Here is a 23,958-nt window from a genome sequence, read left to right as displayed (position 1 = left end):
TCTCAGGCGCGGGTCGCCCACACGTAACGGTGTTCCGGGCGGCCCGCGTCGCCGTACTTGAGCGTCAGCCTGGCCCGTCCGGTGCGCTCCAGGAGCTTCAGATAGCGCTGGGCGGTCTGCCGGCTCACCCCGGTGCGGTCGGCGATCTCCTGGGCGGACAGGGGGCCTTCGGCGTTCATCAGGGACTGCCGCACGAGTTCCGCGGTGGTGGGGGAGTGCCCTTTGGGCAGACCGGGCTCCGACGGCGTGGACAGGGCGCCGAAGATGCGGTCCACCTCGGCCTGTTCGGCCTCGCCGCCGCCGTCGAGGGTGCGGCGCAGCTCGGCGTACGCCTCCAGCTTGGCCCGCAGCCCCGCGAAGGCGAACGGCTTCACCAGGTACTGCAACGCGCCCTGCCGCATCGCCGCCTGCACGGTCGTCACGTCCCGGGCCGCCGTCACCATGATCACGTCGGTCTGGTGGCCGCGTCGGCGCATCTCCTGGACGACCGCCAGGCCCGTCTCGTCGGGCAGGTAGTGGTCGAGGAGGACCAGGTCGAGGCGGGGCAGCGTCTCCAACTGGCGCAGCGCGTCGGCCGCGTTGTGGGCCTCGCCGGCCACGTGGAAGCCGGGCACCTTCTCGACGTAGGCGGCGTTGACCCGGGCGACCCGGGTGTCGTCGTCGACGACCAGGACCTCGATCATCGGGAGTCCTCCTCGGTGACGGTCTCCCCGGAGGCGGTGAGAGCGGGTTCCAGGTCCGGTTCGGCCAGTGCCTCGGGCAGCACGACCACGAACTCCGCGCCCCCGCCGAGCGCCTCCGTCACCAGCGCGCTGCCGCCCTGCCGTTCGGCGAGCCGACGCACCAGGGAGAGGCCGATTCCGCGTTTGCCGTGGGCCGGGGGCTTCTTCGTGGACCAGCCCTCGGTGAAGATCAACTCTCGTTGTTCCTCCGGGATTCCGGGTCCCGTGTCCCGCACCCGGAGCACCGCTGTCCGCCCTTCCGTCCGCAATTCGACCTCCACGCGCGCGTGCGGTGTGCCTCCGACGGCGTCGAGCGCGTTGTCCACCAGGTTGCCGACCACCGTGACCAACCCCCGTGGGTCGATCAGCCGGTCCGGCAGCCAGGTCCGGTCGGAGATCCACAGGGCGACGCCCCGTTCGGCCGCGACCGTCGCCTTGCCCACCAACAGGGCGGCGAGGAGGGGGTCCTGGATCTTCTCGGTGACCTGTTCGGCCGTGGCCCGGTGATCGCCGACCACCTCGCCGACGAATTCCACGGCGTCGTCGTACATCTCCAGTTCGAGCAGCCCCAGGAGGGTGTGCATCCGGTTGGCGTGCTCGTGGTCCTGGGCGCGCAGGGCGTCGATCAGGCCGTGGGTCGAGTCCAACTCCCGGCCCAGCTGCTCCAGTTCGGTGCGGTCGCGCAGGGTGGCGACGGCACCTCCGTCGTCGGTGGGCATCCGGTTGGTGACCAGGACCCGCTGGCCCCGGACGGCGAGCAGGTCGGTGCCGGTCACCCGGCCCGCCAGCACGTCGGTCGTACGTCCCTCGCCGAGCGCCTCGTCCAGGGACCGGCCGACCGCCTCGTCACCGATGCCCAGCAGCCGCCGTGCCTCGTCGTTCAGGAGCCGTATGCGGCCCGCGCGGTCCAGGGCTACGACGCCCTCCCGGATGCCGTGCAGCATCGCCTCGCGCTCCGAGAGCAGCGCCGAGATGTCCGAGAAGGCCAGGTCCCGGGTCTGCCGCTGGACCCTCCGGGAGACCAGCCAGGCCGCCAGCGCGCCGACGGCGAGCGCGCCCCCGGCGTACGCCAGCAGCCCCGGGATCGCGCTGATCAGCTGTGCGCGGACGCTGTCGTACTTGATACCCACGGAGACGGCCCCGATGATCGTGCCGTCGGCACCGCGCATCGGCACCTTGCCGCGGGCCGAGCGGCCCAGGGTGCCCTTGTCGATCTCCTTGACCTCCTGACCGGCCAGGGGCTGGCCGGGAGAGGTCGAGACGAACCGGCCGATCTCGCTCGGAGTGGTGTGCGACCAGCGCACGCCCCGCCAGTCCATCACCACCACGTACTCGGCCTTCGTGGCCTTCCGTATCCGCTCCGCCTCCTTCTGCACGGGGCCGTCCGCGCGCGGAGGGGTGTTCTGGAGGTCCTTGATGATCTGCGGCTGCTGCGCGGTGGTCTGGGCGATGGCCAGGGCGCGGTTCATGGCCTCCTGGTCCAGCTGCTTGCTCAGCGGCGCGAGGAACAGCCCGGTCGCCAGGACCGCGACTCCCGCGGCGATCGCCAGCTGCATCAGCAGCACCTGCGAGAACACCCGCCGCGGCAGCCCGAGGCGACGGCGGCGTGCGAGAGGGGTGGGGCTCATACCCACGAAGGTACGTGCCGGGACGGGACCCGCCCCAGGGGTGTGGCGTGGATCTCTTGACCAATTCTTGGGGAAAGTGACCTCCAGGAGAGGGCGATTTTCCGCTGGAGCCGGCCAGGCGGCCCGGTCCCGGGCGGGTCAGCCCGCCAGGGCCGTCGTCAGCTCACGCACCGCCACCACGTCCATCCGCGCCGGCGCCCCGAGGACCGACGCCCCGCAGCTCTCCGGCCGGGGCGGCAGCGAGGCGCCCTGGGCGACGACCACGCGCCAGTGGCGTCCGTCGGTGTGCGCGACCGTCACCTCCCAGCGGGGCGCGCCGCCGTCCGTCCGTACGACACTCAGCGCGTCCGCCGCGTGCTCGCGCGCCGCCGTCCGCACGGCCAGCTCCGCCGCCTGTCCGGGCCGCTCCCAGGCCGAGCCGCCCCGGCAGCCCTCGACGACCACACGGCCCTCCTGGGCGCCCTGGAGGATCTCCTTGACGGTGTGGGCGCCGACGCGCCCGTACGCGTAGCCGTATGGCAGGACGAGCACCGTGGGCGAGAAACGGTGGCCGCCCAGATGGGTGACCTCCCAGACGCCCTCGACCCCGGAGGCCGCCAGTTCGGCGGCGAGCGGACGGCCCAGGAGCGCGCAGCAGCGGTCGCGCTTGCCGTTGGTGCAGACGAGCGCGAGCGGATCGCCGGTGTGGGGCCGCCCGCCGAGCGCCGAGCCGAACGAGTGCGGGTCGCCCGCGCCGAGGGCCGCGAAATCGAGGGCGAGCAGGTCCTGCGGGTCGGTGGTCGTGGCGCTGTGCAGCCACGCGTTTCCGGGAACGGTGTGGGCCGCGTACACCTGCCGCACGCGTGACGGCGCGGGGTCGGCGTGCCGCCCGGGACGCCGGATGAGCGCGATCCGTACGCCCGTGTTCACGGCCGCCGTCTCCAGGGCGCGCCCCAGCACGGGGTCCAGGTGGCTCGAAGTGAGCGCTTTGGCACCCCAAGGACCGGGCTGTTCCAGCAGCAGCCACGTCGTCGCCGTGGCCGCGGTTCCGGAAATGGGCTCGTCGAGGTCCCGAGAGACGGTCGCGCACGTACTCACAGAGGTGAGCCTAACCTGACTTGGCCCGGGGTGACTTCCGGCCGGGCCCGTGTCCTACTCCGGTAGTGGTTGAGGCGGTTTCGGACCGACGTAGTGACCGCTGGGCCGCATACGGAGCGGGCGCTCGCCGTACTCCTCCAGGGCGTGCGCGATCCAGCCCGCCGTACGGGCGACCGCGAAGATCGTCTCGCCCGCCGTGGAGGGCATCCCGGAGGAGACCGTGAGCACGGCGAGCGCCAGGTCGACGTTGGCGTGCAGCGGGGTGTGGCGGGCCGTGGTGGCGACGATGTCCCGGGCCGCGGCGAGCGCCGGCCCGGCGCCGGAAACGTCCTTCAGGAGGGCGAACAAGGCACGCGCGCGTGGGTCCTCGCCCGGGTAGAGCCGGTGGCCGAGTCCCGGGATACGGCGGCCGGCCCGCAGTTCGTCGGCGACCACCGGGGCGGCGCTGCCCTGGTCGAGCACGTCGAGCAGCATCCGGTGAGCCAAGCCGCTGGCCGCGCCGTGCAGGGGGCCTTCGAGGACGCCCAGGCCGGAGGAGACGGCCGCGTAGGCGTGCGCGCGGGCCGAGGCGGCGACCCGCACCGCAAGGGTGGACGCGGCCAGGTCGTGGTCGACGAGCAGACCAAGTGCCGTGTCCAGGGCGCGCAGTGACGCCTCGTCAGCTGTCTGTCCGCTCAGCCGCGCCCACAGGCGGTGGGCGAGCGGACCCTCGTCGCGATGCGCGCGCCGCGCCGGTGGCAGGGCGGCGACGAGGGTGGGGATGAGGGTGCGCGCCGTGCCGAGCACGGCGTCCTCGGAGAGGTCGAAGCGCAGCGGGTCCGCGGTCGCCGCCGCGATGGCCGCGACCCGCAACCGGTCGGTGGGGCCGGTGTGTTCGGGCAGCGCGTCCACCGCGCGGCGCGCGACGGCGACGCTCGCCTTCGGCGCGGTGAACGTGATCCCGGGACGCAACTCCCCGGTCCACAGCCACTCGGCGATCTCTTCGTAGGAGTGGCGCGCGGCCAGCTCGGTCGCGTCGACGCCCCTGAAGAAGTACCGGTCCTTCTCGATGAGCGTGATCCGGGTCCGTACGGAGAGCTCGCCTCCCGACCCCGAACTCCCGCTGCTCTCCCGCCTGTTGCGCAGGGCGAGCGCCTCCACCTCCTTGGCGTCGAAGGTGCTGCCCCGGCCGCCGGGCTCGCGCCTGCTGCTCAGCTGCCCGCGACTCACGTACGCGTACACGGTCTCGGGCTTCACGCCGAGCAACTCGGCGGTCTCCTTGGTGCTCAGCCATCGTTCGGGGTGACCGGGAGCGGGTTCTTGATCGCGCATGGAGGTCACCGTATCCACTCTCATTACATTGATTCAATCAATATTGACAGAGATTGAGTCAACCATGGACATTGAAATCAAGTCCAGGGAGGAAACATGTCCATCAACAGGGCCGCTGCCACTCGTATCGAGGTTCCGCGGGGACTCGCGGGCGTCGTCGTCACCGACACCCGAATCGGTGACGTCCGGGGGACCGAGGGGTTCTACCACTACCGCCAGCACTCCGCCGTCGAGCTCGCGCAGACCCGCGGCTTCGAGGACGTCTGGCATCTCCTGGCCCACGGCGAACTGCCGGACGCCGACCAGAGCGCCGCCTTCGCCGCCGAGACCGCGGCGCTGCGCCGGCTGCCCGACGAGGTGCGGGCCGCGCTGCCCGCCGTGGCAGCGGCGAGCGGGACGTCCGGACCGCTGTCCGGCATGCGTACGGCGCTGTCGCTGCTCGGCGCCGCGAAGGGTTTCCGGCCGGTGTACGACATCGACGCGGACGCGCGCCGGAGGGACACCCTGGTGGCCGCGGCCGCCGTACCGACGCTGCTGACGGCGCTGTACCGCCTCGGCCAGGGCCTCGACCCCGTGGAGCCGCGCGAGGACCTCTCCTACGCGGCGAACTACCTCTACATGCTGACGGGTTCGGAGCCGGACAAGCAGCAGGCCAGGGCGATCGAGCAATACTTGATCTCAACCATTGACCACGGATTCAACGCGTCAACCTTCACCGCGCGGGTCATCGCGTCGACGGGGGCGGATGTGGCGGCCTGCCTGGTCGGGGCTGTGGGGGCGCTCTCGGGCCCGTTGCACGGCGGCGCTCCCAGCCGCGCCCTGGACACCCTGGACGCGATCGGCACCCCGGACCGTATCGACCCCTGGATCCGTGAACGCGTTCTCGCCGGCGACCGCATCATGGGCTTCGGCCACGCGATCTACCGCACGGAGGACCCGCGCTCCCGGATGCTCCGCGAGGTCGCCCAGCAGTTCGGCGGCCCCCGCGTCGAGTTCGCGATCGAGGTCGAACGCCAGGTCGAGGCAATCCTCGCCGAACTCAAGCCGGGCCGCGAACTGCACACGAACGTCGAGTTCTACGCGGGGCTGGTGATGGAACTCTGCGGTCTGCCACGGGAGATGTTCACACCTACGTTCGCCGCCGCGCGGGTGGTGGGGTGGAGCGCGAATGTGGTGGAACAGGCGGAGGACTCGAAGATCATCCGGCCGGTGGCACGGTATGTGGGGGTGGGGGCGCCGGTGGCGGTGCCGGTGATGACTTGAGGCACGGCCGGCTCCCTCGGTGACCTGCGTTCGCCTCTGGTGCGGCGGTGGGCCGTGTTGCTTCCTGTCGCGTCGCGCGTGTATCCAAGCGGAGACACACGAAGGCCCCGTGCTCCCCTCGGCTAGGCCCCGACGGACGGACTTTGAGGACGAGGCCCTGGTGGTGTGGACGTGGGACCTGGCCGATTCCTCGGCCGGGGCCTACGCACTTCAGACCCACGGGCAGTGCTGGATGAGCCATGCGATCACAGGAAGATCTCGCAGGCCGCACACACGCGCTCCGATGAGACGTGCTGCCGTACATGGATCCGCCACCGGTCCGTCAGCTTGCGCTTCGAGGCCGCCTCCCTCCAGGCCGGAAGGCCCTGGGTGTGCGGGATGCCGTCCCGCGCCGCTGAGGCACTGCTGTGTCCTCACGTGAGGGACGCTGCTGTGAACCCCGGCGGGGTAGAGGCGAGTTGGCGGGTTGGGCTGGGCTTGATCCGCTTTGACGGACATCCGAGATCAGGGGTTCAGCCCCGAGAGGATGTCCATCATGGAGAGCATGGGGAAGAAGAAGCCTCGCCCTCGTCGCTCGTTCACGCCGGAGTTCAAGGCGGAGATCGTCGAGCTGTGCCGACGCGGTGACCGCTCGGTCGGTCAGATCGCCAAGGACTTCGATCTGACCGAGACCGCGGTGCGTGACTGGGTGAAGCAGGCCGAGGTTGATGCGGGCGAGCGGGACGGCCTGACCAGCAGTGAACGCGAGGAGCTGGCCGCGTTGCGGCGGGAGAACCGCCGTCTGCGTGAGGACGTCGAGGTCCTCAAGCGTGCGACGGCTTTCTTCGCGAAGGAGACCCGGTGACGGTGCACCCGTTCATCGAGGCGGAGAAGCGCGCAGGTCACAGCGTCAAACGAGCGTGTGAGCTGCTGAAGGTCTCCCGGACCGCCTTCTATGCCCGGCGCGCTGCCAAGCCTGGTCCCCGCGCGGTCCGTGACGCCGAGCTGGCGGAACAGATCGCCGACGTCCACACGAGATCGCGGGGAACCTACGGCGCCCCGCGCGTCCATGCGGTGCTCAAGCGGGCAGGCGCCGGATGTGGCCGCCGACGTGTCGCGCGGCTGATGCGGGCTGCCGGCCTGGAGGGCCGACACCGCAGACGACGACACCTGACGACGATTCCTGATCCACGGGCTGCTCTTCGGCCCGATCTCGTCGTCCGGGACTTCCAGCCCGACCCCGCCGACTTGAATGCCCGGTGGTGCGGCGACATCACCTACATCGCCACGGAGGAGGGCTGGCTCTATCTGGCCATCGTCATCGACATCGCCTCACGTCGCGTGGTCGGCTGGGCGACGGCCGACCACCTGCGGACCGATCTGGTCGCCGATGCCCTCACGGCCGCCTGCCGGAAGCGCCGTCCCACCCGGCCGGTGATCTTTCACTCGGATCGCGGCTGTCAGTACACCAGCCAGCAATTCGCCACACTGGCGCACCAGTTGGGCGTGCGCCTGTCGGTCGGCCGCACCGGACAGTGCTGGGACAACGCGCTCGCCGAGTCGTTCTTCGCCACCATCAAGAGGGAGTTGCTCACCACGAGCTCCTGGCCCAGCAGAGCCGCGGCCCGAACCGCGATCTTCGATTTCATCGAGGGCTGGTACAACTTGCACCGGCTCCACAGCAGCCTCGGCTACCGCAGTCCCGCTGAGTATGAGACCGCACTCGCAGCCTGACCACCACACCGATGGTGTCCGTCAAAGCGGAACAAGCTCAGGGCTCAGATGAAAGAAGAGGGCTGTGACCGGAGGCCCGGCACCGCAGGGTGCCGGGTTCTCTATGTGCAGGTCCTGTGTGTGAACAGAAGTAGAGACGTGCCTTGATGGTCGGAGGTGTCAGGCGTCAGGGATGTCCCGTTTCGCGCGAACCAGGGTCTCGCGACTGATGACGACGATGCGCTCGTAGTCGGCACGTGCGGCGTCAGGAGGGAGCTCGGAGTCGAGTTCCGCAGTCGCTTCGCGCCCGATGACGGCGAAGTCGCCGTCACTGAGCTCGAAGATGTCGGGGCAAGTCTGGCCAGTGGCGCTGCCTCGCTCGCGAGGCGAAGCCCCGACACGTCGCACGATTCTCACGTAGAGTTACCAACCTTACTCGGAGTGTTCTCCGAGTGCGGCTCCTTGTGGCTCGGAGGGATGGAGACTCCGAGCGGTGCGGCACCCCGGGCAGGTGTGGCGCCGGAACCGCAGGTCTCCGAGCGTGAAGGGTGTTCGTCGGAGTGCCCGGAGGGGGCCAGACGACAAGGTAGACCATTCCGCCACTCGCGGTGGGCCGGTTACGGGCAAGCATTCCGGTGAACTCTGCCGCCTGCTCTTGACGGAGTGCTTTTCGGGGCGTCGGAGCCCGCCTGGGGTCAGGGTGAATCGCCCGGCGTCTCCCCGACCACCCACCACTCGTCGGTGTCCGAGTCGTCGAGTTCCTGGATGAGTTCGTCCATGACGTGGCCGAGCCCGGCCTCCTCGGAGGCGTCGGGCAGGCTCTTCCGATGGTGCTCGGTGGCTGCCCAGTACTCCCGGAAGACCGGGTTCTGGCACATGACTCGGAAGTGGCCGTGCAACTCGGCCAGGGACAGGGCGCCGATCCGGTGGTAGTGCAGCGCGTTCACGTAGAGGGCGTTCGCGAAGAGGTACTGACGCTGCTTCTCGGGCGGCACCGGGGTCTCGTACGTGTCGAGGACGCTGGCCAGGGCGGGGTCGTCCATGGCTTTGCACAGCAGGGCGAAATGGAGTCGGTGCTGTTCGGCGAGGGCCGCTTTGTGCCGACGGCGTGTGACCGGCCCGGCTAGGGGCGCGGCGACGGCCGCGACCCAAGCTCTGACGGCTGAGCCGAGCCCTCGTATCCCCACGTTCCGTGTGGCCATGTCAACAACCCCCGAATCAGGCGGCCGTCCGCCGGTCGTCGGGGTGCGGGTCGACTGATGGGGACCGGCGAGCGATGGGCGGCGCTTGCCGTCTCCCAGAGTGCCGAGCGGCTCTGATCGGCAGGGAGGCGGAGAGGAGGCGCACGGAGGGAAGCGAGGGTCGCACGAACCGGCGCCTTCCCCAACGTGTGCCCCGCAAGGACTGCTAACAATCGTTCACTTCGCGGCGATTCTTCCGGCTCGTATCCTGGGGCGGCATTCAACCTCCGTACGTGCACCCGACCGCGATCCGGTGCACGCGTCGGCGTGAAAGAGGTCGCACGTTGAGCTCGCAGAACCCGAGCGCACACCCGAGCCCGCGCGAGAGCGGGGCGCCGGTTTCAAGTCGCCCGCAGATCCCCGTCGTCGTACTCGCCGGATTCCTGGGTTCCGGCAAGACGACCCTGCTCAACCACCTCCTGCACCGCAGCGGCGGCAGCCGTATCGGCGCCGTCGTCAACGACTTCGGGGCGATCGAGATCGACGCGCTCGCCGTGGCCGGGGCCCTCGGGGACTCGACCGTCTCGCTCGGCAACGGGTGCCTGTGCTGTGCCGTCGACGCCAGTGAACTCGACGTCTATCTGGAGCGGTTGGCCAGGCCCTCCACCGGTATCGACGTCATCGTCATCGAGGCCAGCGGACTCGCCGAACCGGAGGAACTGGTGCGCATGCTGCTCGCCAGCGAACACCCGGGGATCGTCTACGGCGGACTCGTCGAGGTCGTCGACGCCGCCGAGTTCGACGACACGCGCGCGAAGCACCCCGAGATCGACCGGCATCTCTCCCTCGCCGACCTGGTCGTCGTCAACAAACTCGACCGGGCGGCAGCCGATGCCCCGCGCGTTCTCGCACTCGTCGGCTCCCTCACCGACCGGGCCGCCGTGGTGCCCGCCACCTACGGCCGTATCGACCCGGAGTTCCTCTTCGACTGCCGGCCCAGCGAGGAGCGCGTGGGGCAGCTGACCTTCGACGATCTGGACGATCTGGACGATCTGGACGAGCGGACCGGCGACGAGCACGAGCACGCCGACCATCTGCATACCGCCTACGACAGCCTCTCCTTCGCCTCCGACGTGCCCATGGACCCGCGCCGGCTGATGGGGTTCCTGGACAGCAGGCCCGAGGGGCTCTACCGGATCAAGGGGTACGTCGATTTCGGCGTCCACGATCCACGCAACCGGTACGCCGTGCACGCCGTAGGACGCTTCCTGCGGTTCTATCCCGAGCCCTGGGCGGGCGGGGACGCCCGGCTCACGCAGCTCGTGCTCATCGGTACCGGGTTCGAACCGGCCGCGCTCGGCAAGGAGTTGGAGGCGTGCCGGGACGGCGACGCCCCACACGCCGACGAGCACGGCATGTGGGGCGTCCTGCGTTACGTACAGGAACCGGACCAAGAACCGGAGTTCGAGCCGGAACTGTAAGCCTGACGGGGCTACACCGGGCCCGCCACCACCGACACCGTCTTCGGCAGGGACACGCCCGAGCCGTCGCGGCGCGGGTCCATCTCCGGGAGTTCGGCCGGGGTGCCGTCGCGCTGTGCGGCCCTGGCCGGTACGGCGCCTGCCCAGGCCAGGGACAGGCAGTCCTCGCCCTTCAGGAAGCGCTGGCAGCGGACGCCGCCGGTGGCGCGGCCCTTGCGGGGGTACTGGTCGAACGGGGTGAGCTTGGCCGTCGTCTGGACGGAGTCGTCCAGCGTGCCGCGCGAGCCCGCGACCGTGAAGACGACCGCGTCCACGGCGGGGTCGACTGCCGTGAACGAGATGACCTTCGCGCCGTCGGTGAGCTTGATGCCCGCCATGCCGCCGGCCGGGCGGCCCTGGGGACGCACCTGGGAGGCCTGGTAGCGCAGGAGTTGGGCGTCGTCCGTGATGAAGACGAGGTCCTCCTCGCCGGTGCGCAGTTCGATCGCGCCGACGATCCGGTCACCGTCCTTGAGCGTGATGACCTCCAACTCCTCCTTGTTCGTGGGGTAGTCGGGGACCACGCGCTTGACGACGCCCTGCTCGGTGCCGATGGCCAGACCCGGGGAGGACTCGTCGAGGGTGGTCAGGCAGACGACCGTCTCGCCGTCCTCCAGCGAGACGAACTCCGAGACCGGCGCGCCGCCGGAGAGGTTAGGCGCGGACGCCGTCTCCGGGAGCTGCGGGAGGTCGACGACGTTGATGCGCAGCAGGCGGCCGGTCGAGGTGACCGCGCCCAGCTCGCCGCGGGCCGTCGCCGGGACCGCCGAGACGATCACGTCGTGCTTGACGCGCCGGGCGTCGGCGTCCTCCGGGAAGGGCTCGCCGTTCGCCGTACGGGCCAGCAGGCCCGTCGAGGAGAGCAGCACCCGGCACGGGTCGTCGGCGACCTGGAGCGGCACGGTGGCGTCGGGGGCGCCCGCCGACTCCAGCAGGACCGTACGCCGGTCGGTGCCGAACTTCTTTGCCACCGCGGCCAGTTCGGTCGAGACCAGCTTGCGCAGCTCGGTGTCCGACTCCAGGATGCGGCTCAGCTCGGCGATCTCCGCCGTAAGGCGCTCCATCTCCGACTCCAGCTCGATCCGGTCGAACCGGGTGAGGCGGCGCAGCGGCGTGTCCAGGATGTACTGCGTCTGGATGTCCGACAGGGAGAAGCGCTCCATCAGACTCTGCTTCGCCTGCGCGGAGTTGTCGCTGGAGCGGATGATCCGGATGACCTCGTCGATGTCGACGAGCGCGGTGAGCAGACCCTCTACGAGGTGCAGGCGGTCGCGCCGCTTGGTGCGGCGGAACTCGCTGCGCCGCCGTACGACGTCGAAGCGGTGGTCGAGATAGACCTCAAGGAGTTCCTTGAGGCCCAGGGTGAGGGGCTGGCCGTCCACCAGGGCGACGTTGTTGATGCCGAAGGACTCCTCCATCGGCGTCAGTTTGTAGAGCTGCTCCAGGACCGCTTCCGGCACGAAGCCGTTCTTGATCTCGATGACCAGGCGCAGGCCGTGCGCGCGGTCGGTGAGGTCCTTGACGTCGGCGATGCCCTGGAGCTTCTTCGCGCCGACCAGGTCCTTGATCTTGGCGATCACCTTCTCCGGGCCCACGGAGAAGGGCAGTTCGGTGACGACGAGGCCCTTGCGGCGCGCCGTCACGTTGTCCACGGCGACCGTGGCGCGGATCTTGAAGGTGCCGCGGCCCGTCTCGTATGCGTCGCGGATGCCGCTGAGGCCGACGATCCGGCCGCCCGTCGGCAGGTCGGGGCCGGGGACGTGGCGCATCAGGGTGTCGAGGTCCGCGTTCGGATAGCGGATCAGATGGCGGGCCGCCGCGATGACTTCGCCCAGGTTGTGCGGCGGCATGTTGGTGGCCATGCCTACCGCGATGCCCGACGAGCCGTTCACCAACAGGTTCGGGAAGGCGGCGGGCAGGGCCACCGGCTCCCGCTCCTGGCCGTCGTAGTTCGGGGCGAAGTCGACCGTGTCCTCGTCGATCGACTCGGTCATCAGGTTCGCGGCCTCGGACGGCCGGCACTCGGTGTACCGCATGGCGGCGGGCGGGTCGTCGTTGCCCAGCGAGCCGAAGTTGCCGTGGCCGTCGGCCAACGGGACGCGCATGGAGAAGGGCTGCGCCATGCGCACCAGGGCGTCGTAGATCGACGCGTCGCCGTGCGGGTGCAGCTTGCCCATGACCTCGCCGACGACACGCGCGCACTTCACATAGCCGCGGTCGGGGCGCAGGCCCATCTCGTCCATCTGGTAGACGATCCGGCGGTGGACCGGCTTCAGGCCGTCCCGGGCGTCCGGCAGGGCGCGGGAGTAGATGACCGAGTACGCGTACTCAAGGTAGGAGCCCTGCATCTCGTCGACGACGTCGATGTCGAGGATCCGCTCCTCGAACGAGTCGTCGGGCGGCGGGGTCTTCGTGCTGCGGCGGGCCATCGCTGCCGGCTCCTCTTTTCTGGTCGCTCGCCTGGGGGTCGCTCCCCTTCGGCTCACTCTTGCTGAAGCGTGAACGGGGTCTTGACGTGAACCATTGTGGACCGCGGCACTGACAACGCGGACCAGGACCCGGCGTTGGCCGTTCGGCTCCGTCACCGACGGCTGCCGCGTGGGTCCACGTGTGCGACTGCCCGCAGGCTACGCGATCTCGCTCTCGGCGTACGTCCGCCGGGAACTTCGCCGACGGTCCGCACGCTTGCATACAGTGGCGGGACGAGCAGGATTTCTGCGGTTCCAGCCAGATAATCCGCGATCGAAGGGACGTACATGCCCATGGGTCACACGGCCACCGCCGAGGCAGGGTCCGGCGGTCTGACAGCGACCGAACACCGTTTGGCCAACGGTCTGCGTGTGGTGCTCTCCGAGGACCACCTGACCCCGGTCGCGGCGGTGTGCCTCTGGTACGACGTCGGTTCCCGCCACGAGGTCAAGGGGCGTACCGGCCTGGCTCACCTCTTCGAGCACCTGATGTTCCAGGGCTCCGGACAGGTGAAGGGCAACGGCCACTTCGAACTGGTGCAGGGCGCGGGCGGTTCGCTCAACGGCACCACCAGTTTCGAGCGCACCAACTACTTCGAGACCATGCCCACCCACCAGTTGGAGCTCGCCCTCTGGCTCGAAGCCGACCGCATGGGCTCCCTGCTGGCCGCCCTTGACGACGAGTCCATGGAGAACCAGCGCGACGTCGTCAAGAACGAGCGCCGCCAGCGCTACGACAACGTGCCCTACGGGACGGCGTTCGAGAAGCTGACCGCCCTCGCCTACCCGGAGGGCCACCCCTACCACCACACGCCCATCGGCTCGATGGCGGACCTGGACGCGGCCACCCTGGAGGACGCCCGCGCGTTCTTCCGCACCTACTACGCGCCCAACAACGCCGTCCTGTCCGTGGTCGGCGACATCGATCCCGAGCAGACGCTCGCCTGGATCGAGAAGTACTTCGGGTCCATCGCCTCGCACGACGGCAAGCCCGCGCCCCGTGACGGCGCACTGCCCGACACCATGGGCGGTGAACTGCGCGAGGTCGTCGAGGAAGAGGTCCCGGCGCGCGCCCTGATGTGCGCCTACCGGCTCCCGGAGGACGGCACGCGCGCGTCCGACGCGGCCGACCTCGCCCTCACCATCCTGGGCGGCGGCGAGTCCTCGCTCCTCTACAACCGCCTCGTACGACGCGACCGTACGGCCGTCGCGGCCGGCTTCGGTCTGCTGCGGCTGGCCGGAGCGCCCTCCCTGGGGTGGCTGGACGTCAAGACGTCCGGTGACGTCGAGGTGCCCGTCATCGAGGCCGCCATCGACGAGGAGCTCGCCCGGTTCGCCGCGGAGGGTCCCACCGCCGAGGAAATGGAGCGCGCCCAGGCCCAGTTGGAGCGCGAGTGGCTGGACCGGCTCGGCACGGTCGCGGGCCGCGCGGACGAACTGTGCCGCTACGCCGTCCTGTTCGGCGACCCGCAGCTCGCCCTGACCGCTGTACAGCGCGTCCTGGACGTGACGGCGGAGGAGGTCCAGGAGGTCGCCAAGGCGCGCCTGCGGCCCGACAACCGCGCGGTGCTCGTCTACGAGCCGATCGCGGACGAGGATGACGCCGACGACGAAGCAGCGGCCGAGGCCGGCGACGAGAACGAGGAGGCGGCCAAGTGACCGAGCTCGCCACGATGGAATTCCACCCGCAGCCCCAGGCCGGCGAGGCCCGGCCGTGGGCCTTCCCGGCGCCCGAGCGAGGGACGCTCGGCAACGGCCTGACGGTCCTGCGCTGCCACCGCCCAGGTCAGCAGGTCGTCGCCGTCGAGGTGCTCCTCGACGCACCCCTGGAGGCCGAACCGGCCGGCCTGGACGGTGTCGCCACGATCACCGCGCGGGCCTTCTCCGAGGGCACCGACAAGCACTCCGCGGAGGAGTTCGCCGCCGAGCTGGAGCGCTCCGGCGCCACCCTCGACGCGCACGCCGACCACCCGGGGCTGCGCCTGAGCCTGGAGGTCCCGGCCTCTCGCCTGGCCAAGGGCCTCGGCCTGCTGTCGGACGCCCTCAGGGCACCCGCCTTCGCGGACAGCGAGGTCGAGCGGCTGGTCCGCAACCGCCTCGACGAGATCCCGCACGAGACGGCCAACCCGTCCCGCCGCGCGGCCAAGGAGCTCTCCAAGGAGCTGTTCCCGGCGAGCTCGCGCATGTCGCGCCCGCGCCAGGGCACCGAGGAGACCGTCCAGAAGATCGACTCCACGGCCGTACGCGCCTTCTACGACCGGCACGTCCGCCCCGCGACCGCCACCGCCGTGGTCGTCGGCGACCTGACCGGCATCGACCTGGACGCGCTGCTCGCCGACACCCTGGGCTCGTGGACCGGGCCCGCCGGCCAGCCGCGCCCCGTGCCGGCGGTGACCGCCGACGACACCGGGCGGGTCGTGATCGTGCACCGGCCCGGCGCCGTGCAGACGCAGCTGCTCATCGGCCGCGTCGGAGCCGACCGGCACGACCGCGTGTGGCCCGCACAGGTGCTCGGCACGTACTGCCTCGGCGGCACCCTCACCTCCCGCCTGGACCGCGTCCTGCGCGAGGAGAAGGGCTACACCTACGGTGTGCGGGCCTTCGGCCAGGTGCTGCGTTCGGCACCCGACGGCACGGGCGTCTCGATGCTGGCGATCAGCGGCTCCGTGGACACCCCGAACACCGGTCCGGCCCTGGACGACCTGTGGACGGTGCTCCGCAAGCTCGCCGAGGGCGGACTCACCGACGCCGAGCGGGACATCGCCGTACAGAACCTCGTCGGGGTGGCGCCGCTCAAGTACGAGACCGCCGCCGCCGTGGCGAGCACGCTGGCCGACCAGGTCGAGCAGCACCTGCCCGACGACTACCAGGCGACGCTGTACCGGCAGCTCGCCGCGACCGGCACCGTGGAGGCCACCGCGGCGGTCGTCAACGCCTTCCCGGTGGACCGTCTGGTGACGATCCTCGTGGGCGACGCGGAGCAGATCAAGGAGCCCGTCGAGGCCCTCGGTATCGGCGAAGTGACCGTCGTTCCAGCGGAGTAGACGCAGAGCGGCACGCGCGCGTGGGGGAGCCCTGATGACTGAACGGCCGTCAGGGCTCCCTATTGTCCGAATTGGGGGAGAGGTTGCCTGTCTGCCCTGTGGCGTGCGCTACAAAAACCGTGATCCGTTTGGGGATTGAAAGTGGCCCCCCTTAGCGTCGGTCCGGCTGTCCGTCAGGCACCGCGCCGCACTCGCGGCACCGGACAGTCATCGCCGAGTCCCCGTACGGCGCGAGCCAGGGGAGCCGGGGACCCACATGAGTCCCTGGGGTGAATCGGACGCCCGCGCGCACAGCGGGGGAGTCCGTAGGAGACCTTCCTGCTCCGAACCCGTCAGCTAACCCGGTAGGCGAGAAGGAAGGAAAGGACCAGCCACTTCATGGCGTTCACCCGCGCCACCGGGAAGCACCGTCGCCCGAGCCGGACCCACCGCACCACCGTTCGTGCCGCGAGCGTCGCGGCTCTCGCCACCTCCGGGGTAGTGGGCACCCTGGCCGCCGCCCCGGCGTTCGCCGCGGAGCCCACCCCCGAACAGACCGGCCTCACCCCCGTCGTCGCCATCGGCGACTCCGTGGCCGAGAAGATCGACGCCCAGGCCGTCGCCCAGCGGCAGGCCGCCGCCGAGACGCTGGCCGAGGAGACCGCCCGCGCCAAGGCCGCCGCCCAGGCCGAGGCGGCCCGCGAGGCCCAGGCACGCGCCGCCCGCGAGGCCGAGCGCAAGAGGCTCAACACCTTCGTCGCGCCGGTCGCCAACTCCTATGTGTCCACCGGCTACAAGACCGGCGGCTCCCTGTGGTCCTCCGGCGCCCACACGGGCATCGACTTCCACGCCTCGACCGGCACCAGCGTCCACGCGGTGGGCTCCGGCACCGTCGTCGAGGCAGGCTGGGGCGGCTCGTACGGCAACGAGGTCGTGATCAGGATGGCCGACGGCATGTACACCATGTACGGCCACCTGTCGTCCATCGGCGTCTCGGTCGGCCAGAAGGTCACCCCGGGCCAGCAGATCGGTCTCTCCGGGGCGACCGGCAACGTCACCGGACCGCACCTCCACTTCGAGGCCCGTACGACCGCCGAGTACGGCTCCGACGTCGACCCCGTCGCCTACCTCCGCAAGCACGGCGTCAACGTCTGACGACGCACCACCGCACTTCCCGGAGCCCCGGCCCGTCGGCCGGGGCTTTCGGCGTTTCCGGACCCCTCCTGTCCAAAAAATATCCATGGATTCCGGTCCGCCATCGGAAATTCCCGCTGATTGCAATAGAGTCACGGAACACACGTCAATCGTCGACGTTTCACGGGGATTAAGGCGGAGGTCGGACATGCGTATTCCGGCGCACTCGGTATGCACGGCGATCCGGGACGACATCGTCGCCGGTGTCTACGAGCGCGGCGGCCGGCTCACGGAGGAACTCCTCGCGCGCCGGTACGGCGTCTCGCGCGTCCCCGTGCGGGAGGCGCTGCGCACGCTGGAGGCGGAGGGGTTCGTGGTGACCCGGCGGCACGCGGGCGCGTGCGTCGCGGAACCGACCGAGCAGGAGGCCGCCGACCTGCTGGAGATGCGGATGCTGCTGGAGCCGCTCGGCGCCTCGCGGGCCGCCCAGCGGCGCACCGAGGCCCACCTCAAGGTGCTGCGCGGACTCGTCAGGCTGGGCCAGGAGCGCGCCAGGAGGGGCAACAGCGAGGATCTGCGCTCCCTGGGCAGCTGGTTCCACGAGACGCTGGCCCAGGCCTCCGGGAGCCCCGCCCTGACCTCGATGCTGACCCAACTGCGGCACAAGATCGCCTGGATGTACGCGGTGGAGGCACCGGCCAACCCCGTGGAGTCCTGGGCGGAGCACGGGGCCATCGTGGACGCCGTGGCGCGCGGCGACGGGGAGCGCGCGCGGGCGATCACCGCCCTGCACACCGAGCGCGCGGGCAGCGCGCACCGGCTGCGCTTTCCCGGCGGGGCGAACGGCACGGACCGTGTGAGGACTTCGCAACCTCCCGTAAACATGTCGGGCCTCCGGCATTAACACGGGCGCCGTATACAAAGAGGGGATAATTCGCGGGGGATTATTTCTGCTGCCCGCAAGTGGAATTGCGAAGGGCTCGCCCGGTAATTCGGGCGAGCCCTTCGAGGTTGCGGTGCATCGGTTTTGCGGCGAAATCACCGCAACCATCAATTGCGGGTAACTCAGACGGTCTCGGGGAGCTCCTCGAGACCCTCCGCGACCAGCTTCGCCAGCCGGTCGAGGGCGGCGTCCGCGCCCTCGGCGTCCGACGCGAGGACGATCTCCTCGCCGCCCTGGGCACCCAGGCCCAGGACCGCGAGCATGGAGGCCGCGTTGACGGGGTTGCCGTCGGCCTTGGCGATCGTCACGGGGATACCTGCGGCCGTGGTGGCCCGGACGAAGATGGAGGCGGGACGGGCGTGAAGGCCCTCCGCCCAGCCGACGTTGACGCGGCGCTCAGCCATGTGATGCTGCCCTTCAGAGTCTCAGGGTTGTCTAGACCAGTTTCCCACACGTGAAGCGAGCCCGGAGCGGCCCCGCGGACCGTCCGGAAAGGGGTGTCGGACCGCGGCCTCGGCCCCACTTCCCCTCGTCTCCTCGCTGCTTTCACCCACAGACTGCCTCGCGCCGTTGTCGGACGCGAGCCGTACGCTGGGCCCCATGCAGCAGACCTCGTCGGACCGGCACGAGTACCCCGCCCACTGGGAAGCCGACGTCGTGCTGCGCGACGGGGGTACCGCGCGCGTCAGGCCCATCACCGTCGACGACGCCGATCGCCTGGTCAGCTTCTACGAGCAGGTCTCCGACGAGTCGAAGTACTACCGCTTCTTCGCGCCGTATCCTCGCCTGTCCGCCAAGGATGTCCACCGCTTCACGCACCACGACTTTGTGGACCGGGTGGGACTCGCGGCCACCGTAGGCGGCGAGTTCATCGCCACCGTACGCTATGACCGCATTAGTGCCGACGGGCGTCCGGCCTCCGCCCCCGCCGACGAGGCCGAGGTCGCCTTCCTGGTGCAGGACGCGCACCAGGGCAGGGGCGTCGCCTCCGCCCTCCTGGAGCACATCGCGGCCGTCGCCCGCGAGCGCGGCATCCGCCGCTTCGCCGCCGAGGTGTTGCCCGCGAACAACAAGATGATCAAGGTGTTCACGGACGCCGGCTACACCCAGAAGCGCAGCTTCGAGGACGGCGTCGTACGCCTGGAGTTTGATCTCGAACCCACCGACAGGTCCCTCGCCGTGCAGCGTGCGCGGGAACAGCGCGCCGAAGCGCGGTCGGTACGACGGCTGCTGGTGCCCGGCTCGGTCGCCGTCATCGGTGTCGGACGTACCCCCGGAGGGGTGGGCCGCAGCGTTCTCGACAACATCAGGGACGCCGGATTCACCGGCGACCTGTACGCCGTCAACAAGGCCTTCCCCGAAGGGCAGAAGGAACTCGACGGGGTACCGGCCCACCGCTCGGTGCGTGACATCGAGGGCCCCGTGGACCTCGCGGTCGTCGCGGTCCCTGTCGAACACGTCCCCCAGGTCGTCACCGAGTGCGGCGAACACGGGGTGCAGGGACTCGTCGTGGTCACCGCCGGCTACGCCGAGAGCGGCCCCGAGGGACGCGAGCGCCAGCGCGAACTCGTCCGGCACGCGCGCACGTACGGCATGCGGATCATCGGGCCGAACGCCTTCGGGGTCATCAACACCGCAGCCGACGTACGCCTGAACGCGTCTCTGGCCCCCGAGATGCCCCGCCCCGGACGCATCGGCCTGTTCGCCCAGTCCGGCGCCATCGGCATCGCCCTCCTCTCCCGCCTGCACCGGCGCGGCGGCGGCGTCACCGGTGTCACCGGCGTTTCCACCTTCGTGTCGTCCGGCAATCGCGCGGACGTCTCCGGCAACGACGTCCTCCAGTACTGGTACGACGATCCCGACACCGACGTCGCCCTCATGTACCTGGAGTCCATCGGCAACCCCCGCAAGTTCACCCGCCTCGCCCGGCGCACAGCGGCGGCGAAGCCGCTCGTAGTGGTCCAGGGCGCGGGATCCGCCCCCCAGGGACACGCCGTACGCGCGACACGCCTGCCGCACGCCACGGTGTCCGCGCTGCTGCGGCAGGCCGGCGTGATCCGCGTCGAGACGATCACCGAACTCGTCGACACGGGACTGCTGCTCGCGCGCCAGCCGCTGCCCGGCGGGGCCCGGGTGGCGATCCTCGGGAACTCCGAGTCACTGGGACTCCTGACGTACGACGCGTGCCTCTCCGAGGGGCTGCGCCCGCTCCCTCCGCTGGATCTCACCACGGCGGCCACCGCGGCGGACTTCCACCGGGCGCTGTCGGACGCGCTGGCCGACGAGGCGTGCGACGCGGTCGTGGTGACCGCGATACCGGCGGTGGGAGAGGGTCCTGCGGAGGACGCGGCGCTGGCCGAGGCGTTGCGGTCGGCGGCCGAGACCGTCCCCGGGAAGCCCGTGCTGGTGGTCCATGTGGAGCTCGGAGGGCTCGCGGCGGCGCTGTCGGCCGCGACCAGTACGGCACCGCGGGCCGTTTCGAGGCGGGAGGACTCCCAGCGCTCCGAGGAGCGGCCGCCCAGCGCGGTGCAGGCCTCCGAAGGCGTCGGCCTCATCCCCGCCTACCCCGCCGCCGAACGCGCGGTCCGCGCTCTCGCCGAAGCCGTGAAGTACGCCCAGTGGCGGCGCGAGGCCGTCGACCCCGGCCGGGTGCCCGAGTACGAGGACATCGACGAGAAGGGGGCCGCCGGGCTGATCGGCGGGCTCCTCGCGCGCGGGCAGGGCCTCACGCTCGGCGTCGACGAGACCTGCGAACTCCTAGGGATGTACGGCGTCGACGTGCACCGCGCGCTGCCCGCGCCCACCCCCGATGCCGCCGCCGAGGCCGCCCGCACCCTCGGCTACCCGGTCGCCCTCAAGGCCACCGCCCCGCACCTGCGCCACCGCGCGGACCTGGGCGGCGTACGCCTGGATCTCGCGGACGAAGACCAACTGCGGCGCGCGTACGCCGAGTTGGGCGAGCTCTTCGGCAGGCCGGAGGAACTGCGGCCGGTGGTGCAGCGGATGGCGCCGCGCGGGGTCGACACCGTCGTACGGGCCGTCATCGATCCGGCGGCGGGCGCCGTGCTGTCGTTCGGACTCGCCGGAGCCGCCTCGCAGCTGCTCGGGGACACCGCGCACCGGCTGGTTCCGGTCACGGACCGGGAGGCCGCCTCGCTGATCCGGTCGATCCGGACGGCACCCCTCCTGTTCGGCTGGCGCGGATCGACGCCCGTCGACACGCCTGCCCTGGAGGAACTGCTGCTGCGGGTGTCGCGACTGGTCGACGACCACCCCGAGGTCGTCGCGGTCACCCTGGAGCCGGTCGTCGTCGCCGCGCACGGCCTGAGCGTGCTCGGCGCCTCCGTCCGCCTGGCCCCGCCGCCGGTCCGCGACGACCTCGGCCCGAGGACGCTTCCCGTGTACTGATGGACCTCCCGCGCGCGGACGGCCGCTTCCGGGTGCTGGTCCCGTGTACTGAGACGGCTGTGACAAGACCGTGCTCTGCGGTGCCTCGCAGTCAGTGGGCCACCGTAGGATGGACGTCATGGCCAAGACCAGTACGACGACCCAGGGGCTGCGTGCGGCGATCGAGCGCAGCGGCTACTACCCGGCCCTCGTGGCCGAGGCGGTGGAGGCCGCCGTCGGCGGCGAGCCGATCCGGTCGTTCCTGGTCCACCAGGAGACCACGTTCGACCAGAACGAGGTGCGCCGGCACGTGACCGTGCTGGTCCTCACCGGCAACCGCTTCATCGTCAGCCACACCGACGAGCAGGCCGCCGACAGCACCTCCCCGACGCCCTACGCCACGACGTCCACGGAGTCCGTGAAGATCGGCCGGATCTCGTCGGTGGTGCTGAGCCGCGTGGTCGCCAACCCGGAGTCGTACAAGCCGGGCACACCGCCCCGCGAGGTCGTGCTGACCATCGGCTGGGGTGCCGTCTCCCGGATCGACCTGGAGCCGGCCGCCTGCGGCGACCCCAACTGCGAGGCCGACCACGGCTACACGGGCAACTCGACGGCGGACGACCTGAGCCTGCGCGTCAGCGAGGCCGGGGACGGCCCGGAGACCGTGCAGCAGACCCTCGCCTTCGCGCAGGCGCTGTCCGAGGCGACCGCGGACGTACCCCGCTGATGGCGCAGCCCGCAACCTGGGACCACCCCGAACCCCTCGCCGTAGCCTCCGCGCCCGTCCCCGAGTACGGCTCCGGCTCCCTCGCCGACCTGCTGCCCACGCTGGCCGCCGGCATGGGCGTACCCGGCATGGCCGCGGCGATCCCGGAACTGACCCCGGCCGACCGCAACTGCGTCTTCCTGGTCGACGGCCTCGGCTGGGAGCAGATCAAGGACCACGCCGACGAGGCGCCGTATCTGCACGCGCTCCTCGGCAGCTCGCGCGGCGGCACGGGACGTCCGCTCACGGCCGGCTACCCGGCGACCACCGCGACCTCGCTGGCCTCCGTCGGCACCGGCCTGCCGCCCGGCGCGCACGGCCTGCCCGGCTACACCGTGCGCAACCCGGACACCGGCGCGCTGATGAACCAGCTGCGCTGGCAGCCGTGGACGTCGCCGAAGCCCTGGCAGCCGTACCCCACGGTCTTCCAACTCGCCCAGGACGCGGGCGTGCACGCCGCCCAGGTGTCGTCGCCCACCTTCCAGAACACCCCGCTGACGAAGGTCGCGCTCAGTGGCGGAACGTTCCTCGGGCGGCTGACCGGCGAGGAGCGCATGGACCTCGCGGCCGAGCAACTGGCCGCCGGGGACCGCTCCCTGGTGTACACGTACTACGCCGAACTCGATGGCGCGGGCCACCGCTACGGCGTCGCCTCCGACACCTGGCGCGGCCAACTCATGTACGTCGACCGGCTCGTCCAGCGCCTCGCCGAGCAACTGCCGCCGCGCAGCGCGCTGTACGTCACCGCCGACCACGGCATGATCGACGTGCCCTTCGACGAGGAGCACCGCATCGACTTCGACGCGGACTGGGAGTTGCGCGCCGGGGTCGCCCTGCTCGGCGGCGAGGGCCGCGCACGCCATGTCTACGCGGTACGGGGCGCCGAGAACGACGTACTGACGTGCTGGCGCGAGGTGCTCGGCGAACAGTTCTGGGTGGCGTCGCGGGACGAGGCGATCGCGGCGGGCTGGTTCGGCCCGACGATCGACCAGCGCGTCCACGACCGCCTCGGCGACGTGATCGTGGCGGCCCGGGACGACGTCCTGGTCATCGCGTCCGAGCGGGAGCCGAAGGAGTCGGCGATGGTCGGCAACCACGGCTCCATGACCCCTGCCGAACAGCTGGTCCCCCTGCTCGAAGTACGCTCCTGAAGCCCCACCGTCCTCCTGTTTGCCGAAAGGTGCTCAACTCCCCATGCCCGAGCTGGTGTTCTTCTCCGGAACGATGGACTGCGGGAAGTCGACCCTGGCGCTCCAGATCGAGCACAACCGCTCGGCGCGCGGCCTGGCAGGGGTGATCTTCACGCGGGACGACCGCGCCGGCGAGGGAAAGCTTTCCTCACGCCTCGGCCTGGTCACCGACGCGGTGGAGGTCGAGGACGAGCAGGACCTGTACGCGTATCTCGTCGACCACCTGTCCCAGGGCGGCCGCGCGGACTACGTCATCGCCGACGAGGCACAGTTCCTGGCACCCGTCCAGATCGACCAACTCGCCCGCGTGGTCGACGACCTGAGCCTGGACGTCTACGCCTTCGGCATCACGACGGACTTCCGCTCCAAGCTCTTCCCCGGCTCCCAGCGCCTGGTCGAACTCGCCGACCGCGTCGAGGTCCTCCAGGTGGAGGCACTCTGCTGGTGCGGCGCCCGCGCCACCCACAACGCCCGCACGATAGGCGGCGAGATGGTCGTCGAGGGCGCCCAGGTCGTGGTCGGCGACGTCAACCAGTCGGAAGCCATCGGCTACGAGGTCCTGTGCCGCCGCCACCACCGCCGCCGCATGACGTCGGCCACGGCACGGGCGGCGGCGCTGTCACCGGATGTACTGCCGATGACGTCGGCCTAGG

Annotated in this window: 20 protein-coding genes and 1 riboswitch; of the genes, 12 read left to right on the top strand and 8 right to left on the bottom strand. The window is 70.8% G+C overall.

The window, feature by feature from the left end; genetic code table 11:
* Window positions 1-2 precede the first annotated feature (2 nt).
* The 4 genes from ACQHII_RS13590 to ACQHII_RS13575 all read right to left on the bottom strand — a co-directional run bounded on the left by ACQHII_RS13590 (window position 3) and on the right by ACQHII_RS13575 (window position 4,738).
* The gene (locus tag ACQHII_RS13590; protein ID WP_019072930.1) at window positions 3-683 is read right to left on the bottom strand and encodes a response regulator; all 681 of its coding nucleotides are present in this window, start codon (window positions 681-683) and stop codon (window positions 3-5) included.
* Window positions 680-2,350: an ATP-binding protein gene (locus ACQHII_RS13585; RefSeq protein ID WP_427919560.1), complete on the bottom strand. Its 1,671-nt coding sequence runs from the start codon at window positions 2,348-2,350 to the stop codon at window positions 680-682. The genes ACQHII_RS13590 and ACQHII_RS13585 overlap by 4 nt, the downstream gene beginning before the upstream one ends.
* Window positions 2,351-2,488: 138 nt before the next feature.
* A complete protein-coding gene (locus ACQHII_RS13580) occupies window positions 2,489-3,427 on the bottom strand; it encodes a sucrase ferredoxin (RefSeq protein WP_427919559.1) in 939 nt (312 codons plus the stop codon).
* 54 nt (window positions 3,428-3,481) lie between these two features.
* Window positions 3,482-4,738, bottom strand: a complete 1,257-nt coding sequence (locus tag ACQHII_RS13575; RefSeq protein WP_427919558.1) for a citrate/2-methylcitrate synthase — start codon at window positions 4,736-4,738, stop codon at window positions 3,482-3,484.
* 96 nt (window positions 4,739-4,834) lie between these two features.
* Here ACQHII_RS13575 and ACQHII_RS13570 point away from each other — a divergent pair, with 96 nt between their 5' ends.
* The 3 genes from ACQHII_RS13570 to ACQHII_RS13560 all read left to right on the top strand — a co-directional run bounded on the left by ACQHII_RS13570 (window position 4,835) and on the right by ACQHII_RS13560 (window position 7,714).
* Window positions 4,835-6,001, top strand: coding sequence for a citrate synthase/methylcitrate synthase (locus tag ACQHII_RS13570; RefSeq protein WP_427919557.1), 1,167 nt, complete (start codon window positions 4,835-4,837; stop codon window positions 5,999-6,001).
* A 535-nt stretch (window positions 6,002-6,536) separates the two neighbouring features.
* Complete coding sequence (locus tag ACQHII_RS13565; RefSeq protein ID WP_046584010.1) at window positions 6,537-6,845, top strand: IS3 family transposase; 309 nt, start codon at window positions 6,537-6,539, stop codon at window positions 6,843-6,845.
* Window positions 6,842-7,714 (top strand): IS3 family transposase, encoded by an 873-nt coding sequence (locus tag ACQHII_RS13560; protein ID WP_427919556.1) that lies wholly within the window; start codon window positions 6,842-6,844, stop codon window positions 7,712-7,714. The genes ACQHII_RS13565 and ACQHII_RS13560 overlap by 4 nt, the downstream gene beginning before the upstream one ends.
* A gap of 159 nt (window positions 7,715-7,873) precedes the next feature.
* Here the strand turns inward: ACQHII_RS13560 and ACQHII_RS13555 are convergent, their stop codons facing one another.
* Both ACQHII_RS13555 and ACQHII_RS13550 read right to left on the bottom strand, forming a co-directional pair.
* The gene (locus ACQHII_RS13555; protein WP_427919555.1) at window positions 7,874-8,110 is read right to left on the bottom strand and encodes a hypothetical protein; all 237 of its coding nucleotides are present in this window, start codon (window positions 8,108-8,110) and stop codon (window positions 7,874-7,876) included.
* A gap of 278 nt (window positions 8,111-8,388) precedes the next feature.
* A complete protein-coding gene (locus ACQHII_RS13550) occupies window positions 8,389-8,895 on the bottom strand; it encodes a DUF6082 family protein (RefSeq protein ID WP_427919554.1) in 507 nt (168 codons plus the stop codon).
* 323 nt (window positions 8,896-9,218) lie between these two features.
* On the opposite strand from ACQHII_RS13550, the gene ACQHII_RS13545 reads away from it, so the two are divergent.
* Window positions 9,219-10,355, top strand: coding sequence for a CobW family GTP-binding protein (locus ACQHII_RS13545; protein WP_427919553.1), 1,137 nt, complete (start codon window positions 9,219-9,221; stop codon window positions 10,353-10,355).
* A gap of 11 nt (window positions 10,356-10,366) precedes the next feature.
* Here the strand turns inward: ACQHII_RS13545 and ACQHII_RS13540 are convergent, their stop codons facing one another.
* Window positions 10,367-12,823, bottom strand: a complete 2,457-nt coding sequence (locus ACQHII_RS13540) for a DNA gyrase/topoisomerase IV subunit A (RefSeq protein WP_427919552.1) — start codon at window positions 12,821-12,823, stop codon at window positions 10,367-10,369.
* Between the two features lie 327 nt (window positions 12,824-13,150).
* Between ACQHII_RS13540 and ACQHII_RS13535 the strand changes: the two genes are divergently transcribed.
* The 4 genes from ACQHII_RS13535 to ACQHII_RS13520 all read left to right on the top strand — a co-directional run bounded on the left by ACQHII_RS13535 (window position 13,151) and on the right by ACQHII_RS13520 (window position 17,923).
* A complete protein-coding gene (locus ACQHII_RS13535) occupies window positions 13,151-14,521 on the top strand; it encodes a M16 family metallopeptidase (RefSeq protein ID WP_427919551.1) in 1,371 nt (456 codons plus the stop codon).
* Complete coding sequence (locus ACQHII_RS13530; protein ID WP_427919550.1) at window positions 14,518-15,906, top strand: M16 family metallopeptidase; 1,389 nt, start codon at window positions 14,518-14,520, stop codon at window positions 15,904-15,906. Before ACQHII_RS13535 ends, ACQHII_RS13530 begins: the two co-directional genes overlap by 4 nt.
* A 201-nt stretch (window positions 15,907-16,107) precedes the next feature.
* Window positions 16,108-16,271: riboswitch (cyclic di-AMP (ydaO/yuaA leader) on the top strand.
* A gap of 13 nt (window positions 16,272-16,284) precedes the next feature.
* Window positions 16,285-17,040 carry a M23 family metallopeptidase gene (locus ACQHII_RS13525; RefSeq protein WP_093629572.1) on the top strand — a complete coding sequence of 252 codons (756 nt, stop codon included), beginning with the start codon at window positions 16,285-16,287 and terminating at the stop codon, window positions 17,038-17,040.
* Between the two features lie 187 nt (window positions 17,041-17,227).
* Complete coding sequence (locus tag ACQHII_RS13520) at window positions 17,228-17,923, top strand: GntR family transcriptional regulator (protein ID WP_427919549.1); 696 nt, start codon at window positions 17,228-17,230, stop codon at window positions 17,921-17,923.
* A 161-nt stretch (window positions 17,924-18,084) separates the two neighbouring features.
* Here the strand turns inward: ACQHII_RS13520 and ACQHII_RS13515 are convergent, their stop codons facing one another.
* Window positions 18,085-18,366, bottom strand: a complete 282-nt coding sequence (locus ACQHII_RS13515; protein ID WP_019072943.1) for an HPr family phosphocarrier protein — start codon at window positions 18,364-18,366, stop codon at window positions 18,085-18,087.
* A 196-nt stretch (window positions 18,367-18,562) separates the two neighbouring features.
* On the opposite strand from ACQHII_RS13515, the gene ACQHII_RS13510 reads away from it, so the two are divergent.
* The 4 genes from ACQHII_RS13510 (at window position 18,563) to ACQHII_RS13495 (ending at window position 23,957) form a co-directional block, all read left to right on the top strand.
* Complete coding sequence (locus tag ACQHII_RS13510) at window positions 18,563-21,370, top strand: GNAT family N-acetyltransferase (protein WP_427919548.1); 2,808 nt, start codon at window positions 18,563-18,565, stop codon at window positions 21,368-21,370.
* Window positions 21,371-21,488: 118 nt separating this feature from the next.
* Window positions 21,489-22,076, top strand: a complete 588-nt coding sequence (locus tag ACQHII_RS13505) for a DUF5998 family protein (RefSeq protein WP_403659943.1) — start codon at window positions 21,489-21,491, stop codon at window positions 22,074-22,076.
* The gene (locus ACQHII_RS13500; protein WP_427919547.1) at window positions 22,076-23,266 is read left to right on the top strand and encodes an alkaline phosphatase family protein; all 1,191 of its coding nucleotides are present in this window, start codon (window positions 22,076-22,078) and stop codon (window positions 23,264-23,266) included. Before ACQHII_RS13505 ends, ACQHII_RS13500 begins: the two co-directional genes overlap by 1 nt.
* Window positions 23,267-23,309: 43 nt before the next feature.
* Window positions 23,310-23,957, top strand: coding sequence for a thymidine kinase (locus tag ACQHII_RS13495; protein WP_427919546.1), 648 nt, complete (start codon window positions 23,310-23,312; stop codon window positions 23,955-23,957).
* The last annotated feature ends 1 nt before the right edge of the window (window position 23,958 follow it).

Origin of the sequence: Streptomyces sp. cg40 (assembly GCF_050320165.1) — a bacterium.
GTDB classification, from domain to species: domain Bacteria; phylum Actinomycetota; class Actinomycetes; order Streptomycetales; family Streptomycetaceae; genus Streptomyces; species Streptomyces hokutonensis.
Note: the sequence above shows the minus strand (reverse complement) of the source record. Positions and strands in the feature narration are given on the sequence as shown.

Excerpts from the sequence above, each read along its gene's own strand:
- ACQHII_RS13590 (WP_019072930.1), bottom strand. The coding sequence starts at position 683 with ATGATCGAGGTCCTGGTCGTCGACGACGACACCCGGGTCGCCCGGGTC.
- ACQHII_RS13585 (WP_427919560.1), bottom strand. The coding sequence starts at position 2,350 with ATGAGCCCCACCCCTCTCGCACGCCGCCGTCGCCTCGGGCTGCCGCGG.
- ACQHII_RS13575 (WP_427919558.1), bottom strand. The coding sequence starts at position 4,738 with ATGCGCGATCAAGAACCCGCTCCCGGTCACCCCGAACGATGGCTGAGC.
- ACQHII_RS13570 (WP_427919557.1), top strand. The coding sequence starts at position 4,835 with ATGTCCATCAACAGGGCCGCTGCCACTCGTATCGAGGTTCCGCGGGGA.
- ACQHII_RS13565 (WP_046584010.1), top strand. The coding sequence starts at position 6,537 with ATGGAGAGCATGGGGAAGAAGAAGCCTCGCCCTCGTCGCTCGTTCACG.
- ACQHII_RS13550 (WP_427919554.1), bottom strand. The coding sequence starts at position 8,895 with ATGGCCACACGGAACGTGGGGATACGAGGGCTCGGCTCAGCCGTCAGA.
- ACQHII_RS13540 (WP_427919552.1), bottom strand. The coding sequence starts at position 12,823 with ATGGCCCGCCGCAGCACGAAGACCCCGCCGCCCGACGACTCGTTCGAG.
- ACQHII_RS13535 (WP_427919551.1), top strand. The coding sequence starts at position 13,151 with ATGCCCATGGGTCACACGGCCACCGCCGAGGCAGGGTCCGGCGGTCTG.
- ACQHII_RS13525 (WP_093629572.1), top strand. The coding sequence starts at position 16,285 with ATGGCGTTCACCCGCGCCACCGGGAAGCACCGTCGCCCGAGCCGGACC.
- ACQHII_RS13520 (WP_427919549.1), top strand. The coding sequence starts at position 17,228 with ATGCGTATTCCGGCGCACTCGGTATGCACGGCGATCCGGGACGACATC.
- ACQHII_RS13515 (WP_019072943.1), bottom strand. The coding sequence starts at position 18,366 with ATGGCTGAGCGCCGCGTCAACGTCGGCTGGGCGGAGGGCCTTCACGCC.
- ACQHII_RS13510 (WP_427919548.1), top strand. The coding sequence starts at position 18,563 with ATGCAGCAGACCTCGTCGGACCGGCACGAGTACCCCGCCCACTGGGAA.
- ACQHII_RS13505 (WP_403659943.1), top strand. The coding sequence starts at position 21,489 with ATGGCCAAGACCAGTACGACGACCCAGGGGCTGCGTGCGGCGATCGAG.
- ACQHII_RS13500 (WP_427919547.1), top strand. The coding sequence starts at position 22,076 with ATGGCGCAGCCCGCAACCTGGGACCACCCCGAACCCCTCGCCGTAGCC.
- ACQHII_RS13495 (WP_427919546.1), top strand. The coding sequence starts at position 23,310 with ATGCCCGAGCTGGTGTTCTTCTCCGGAACGATGGACTGCGGGAAGTCG.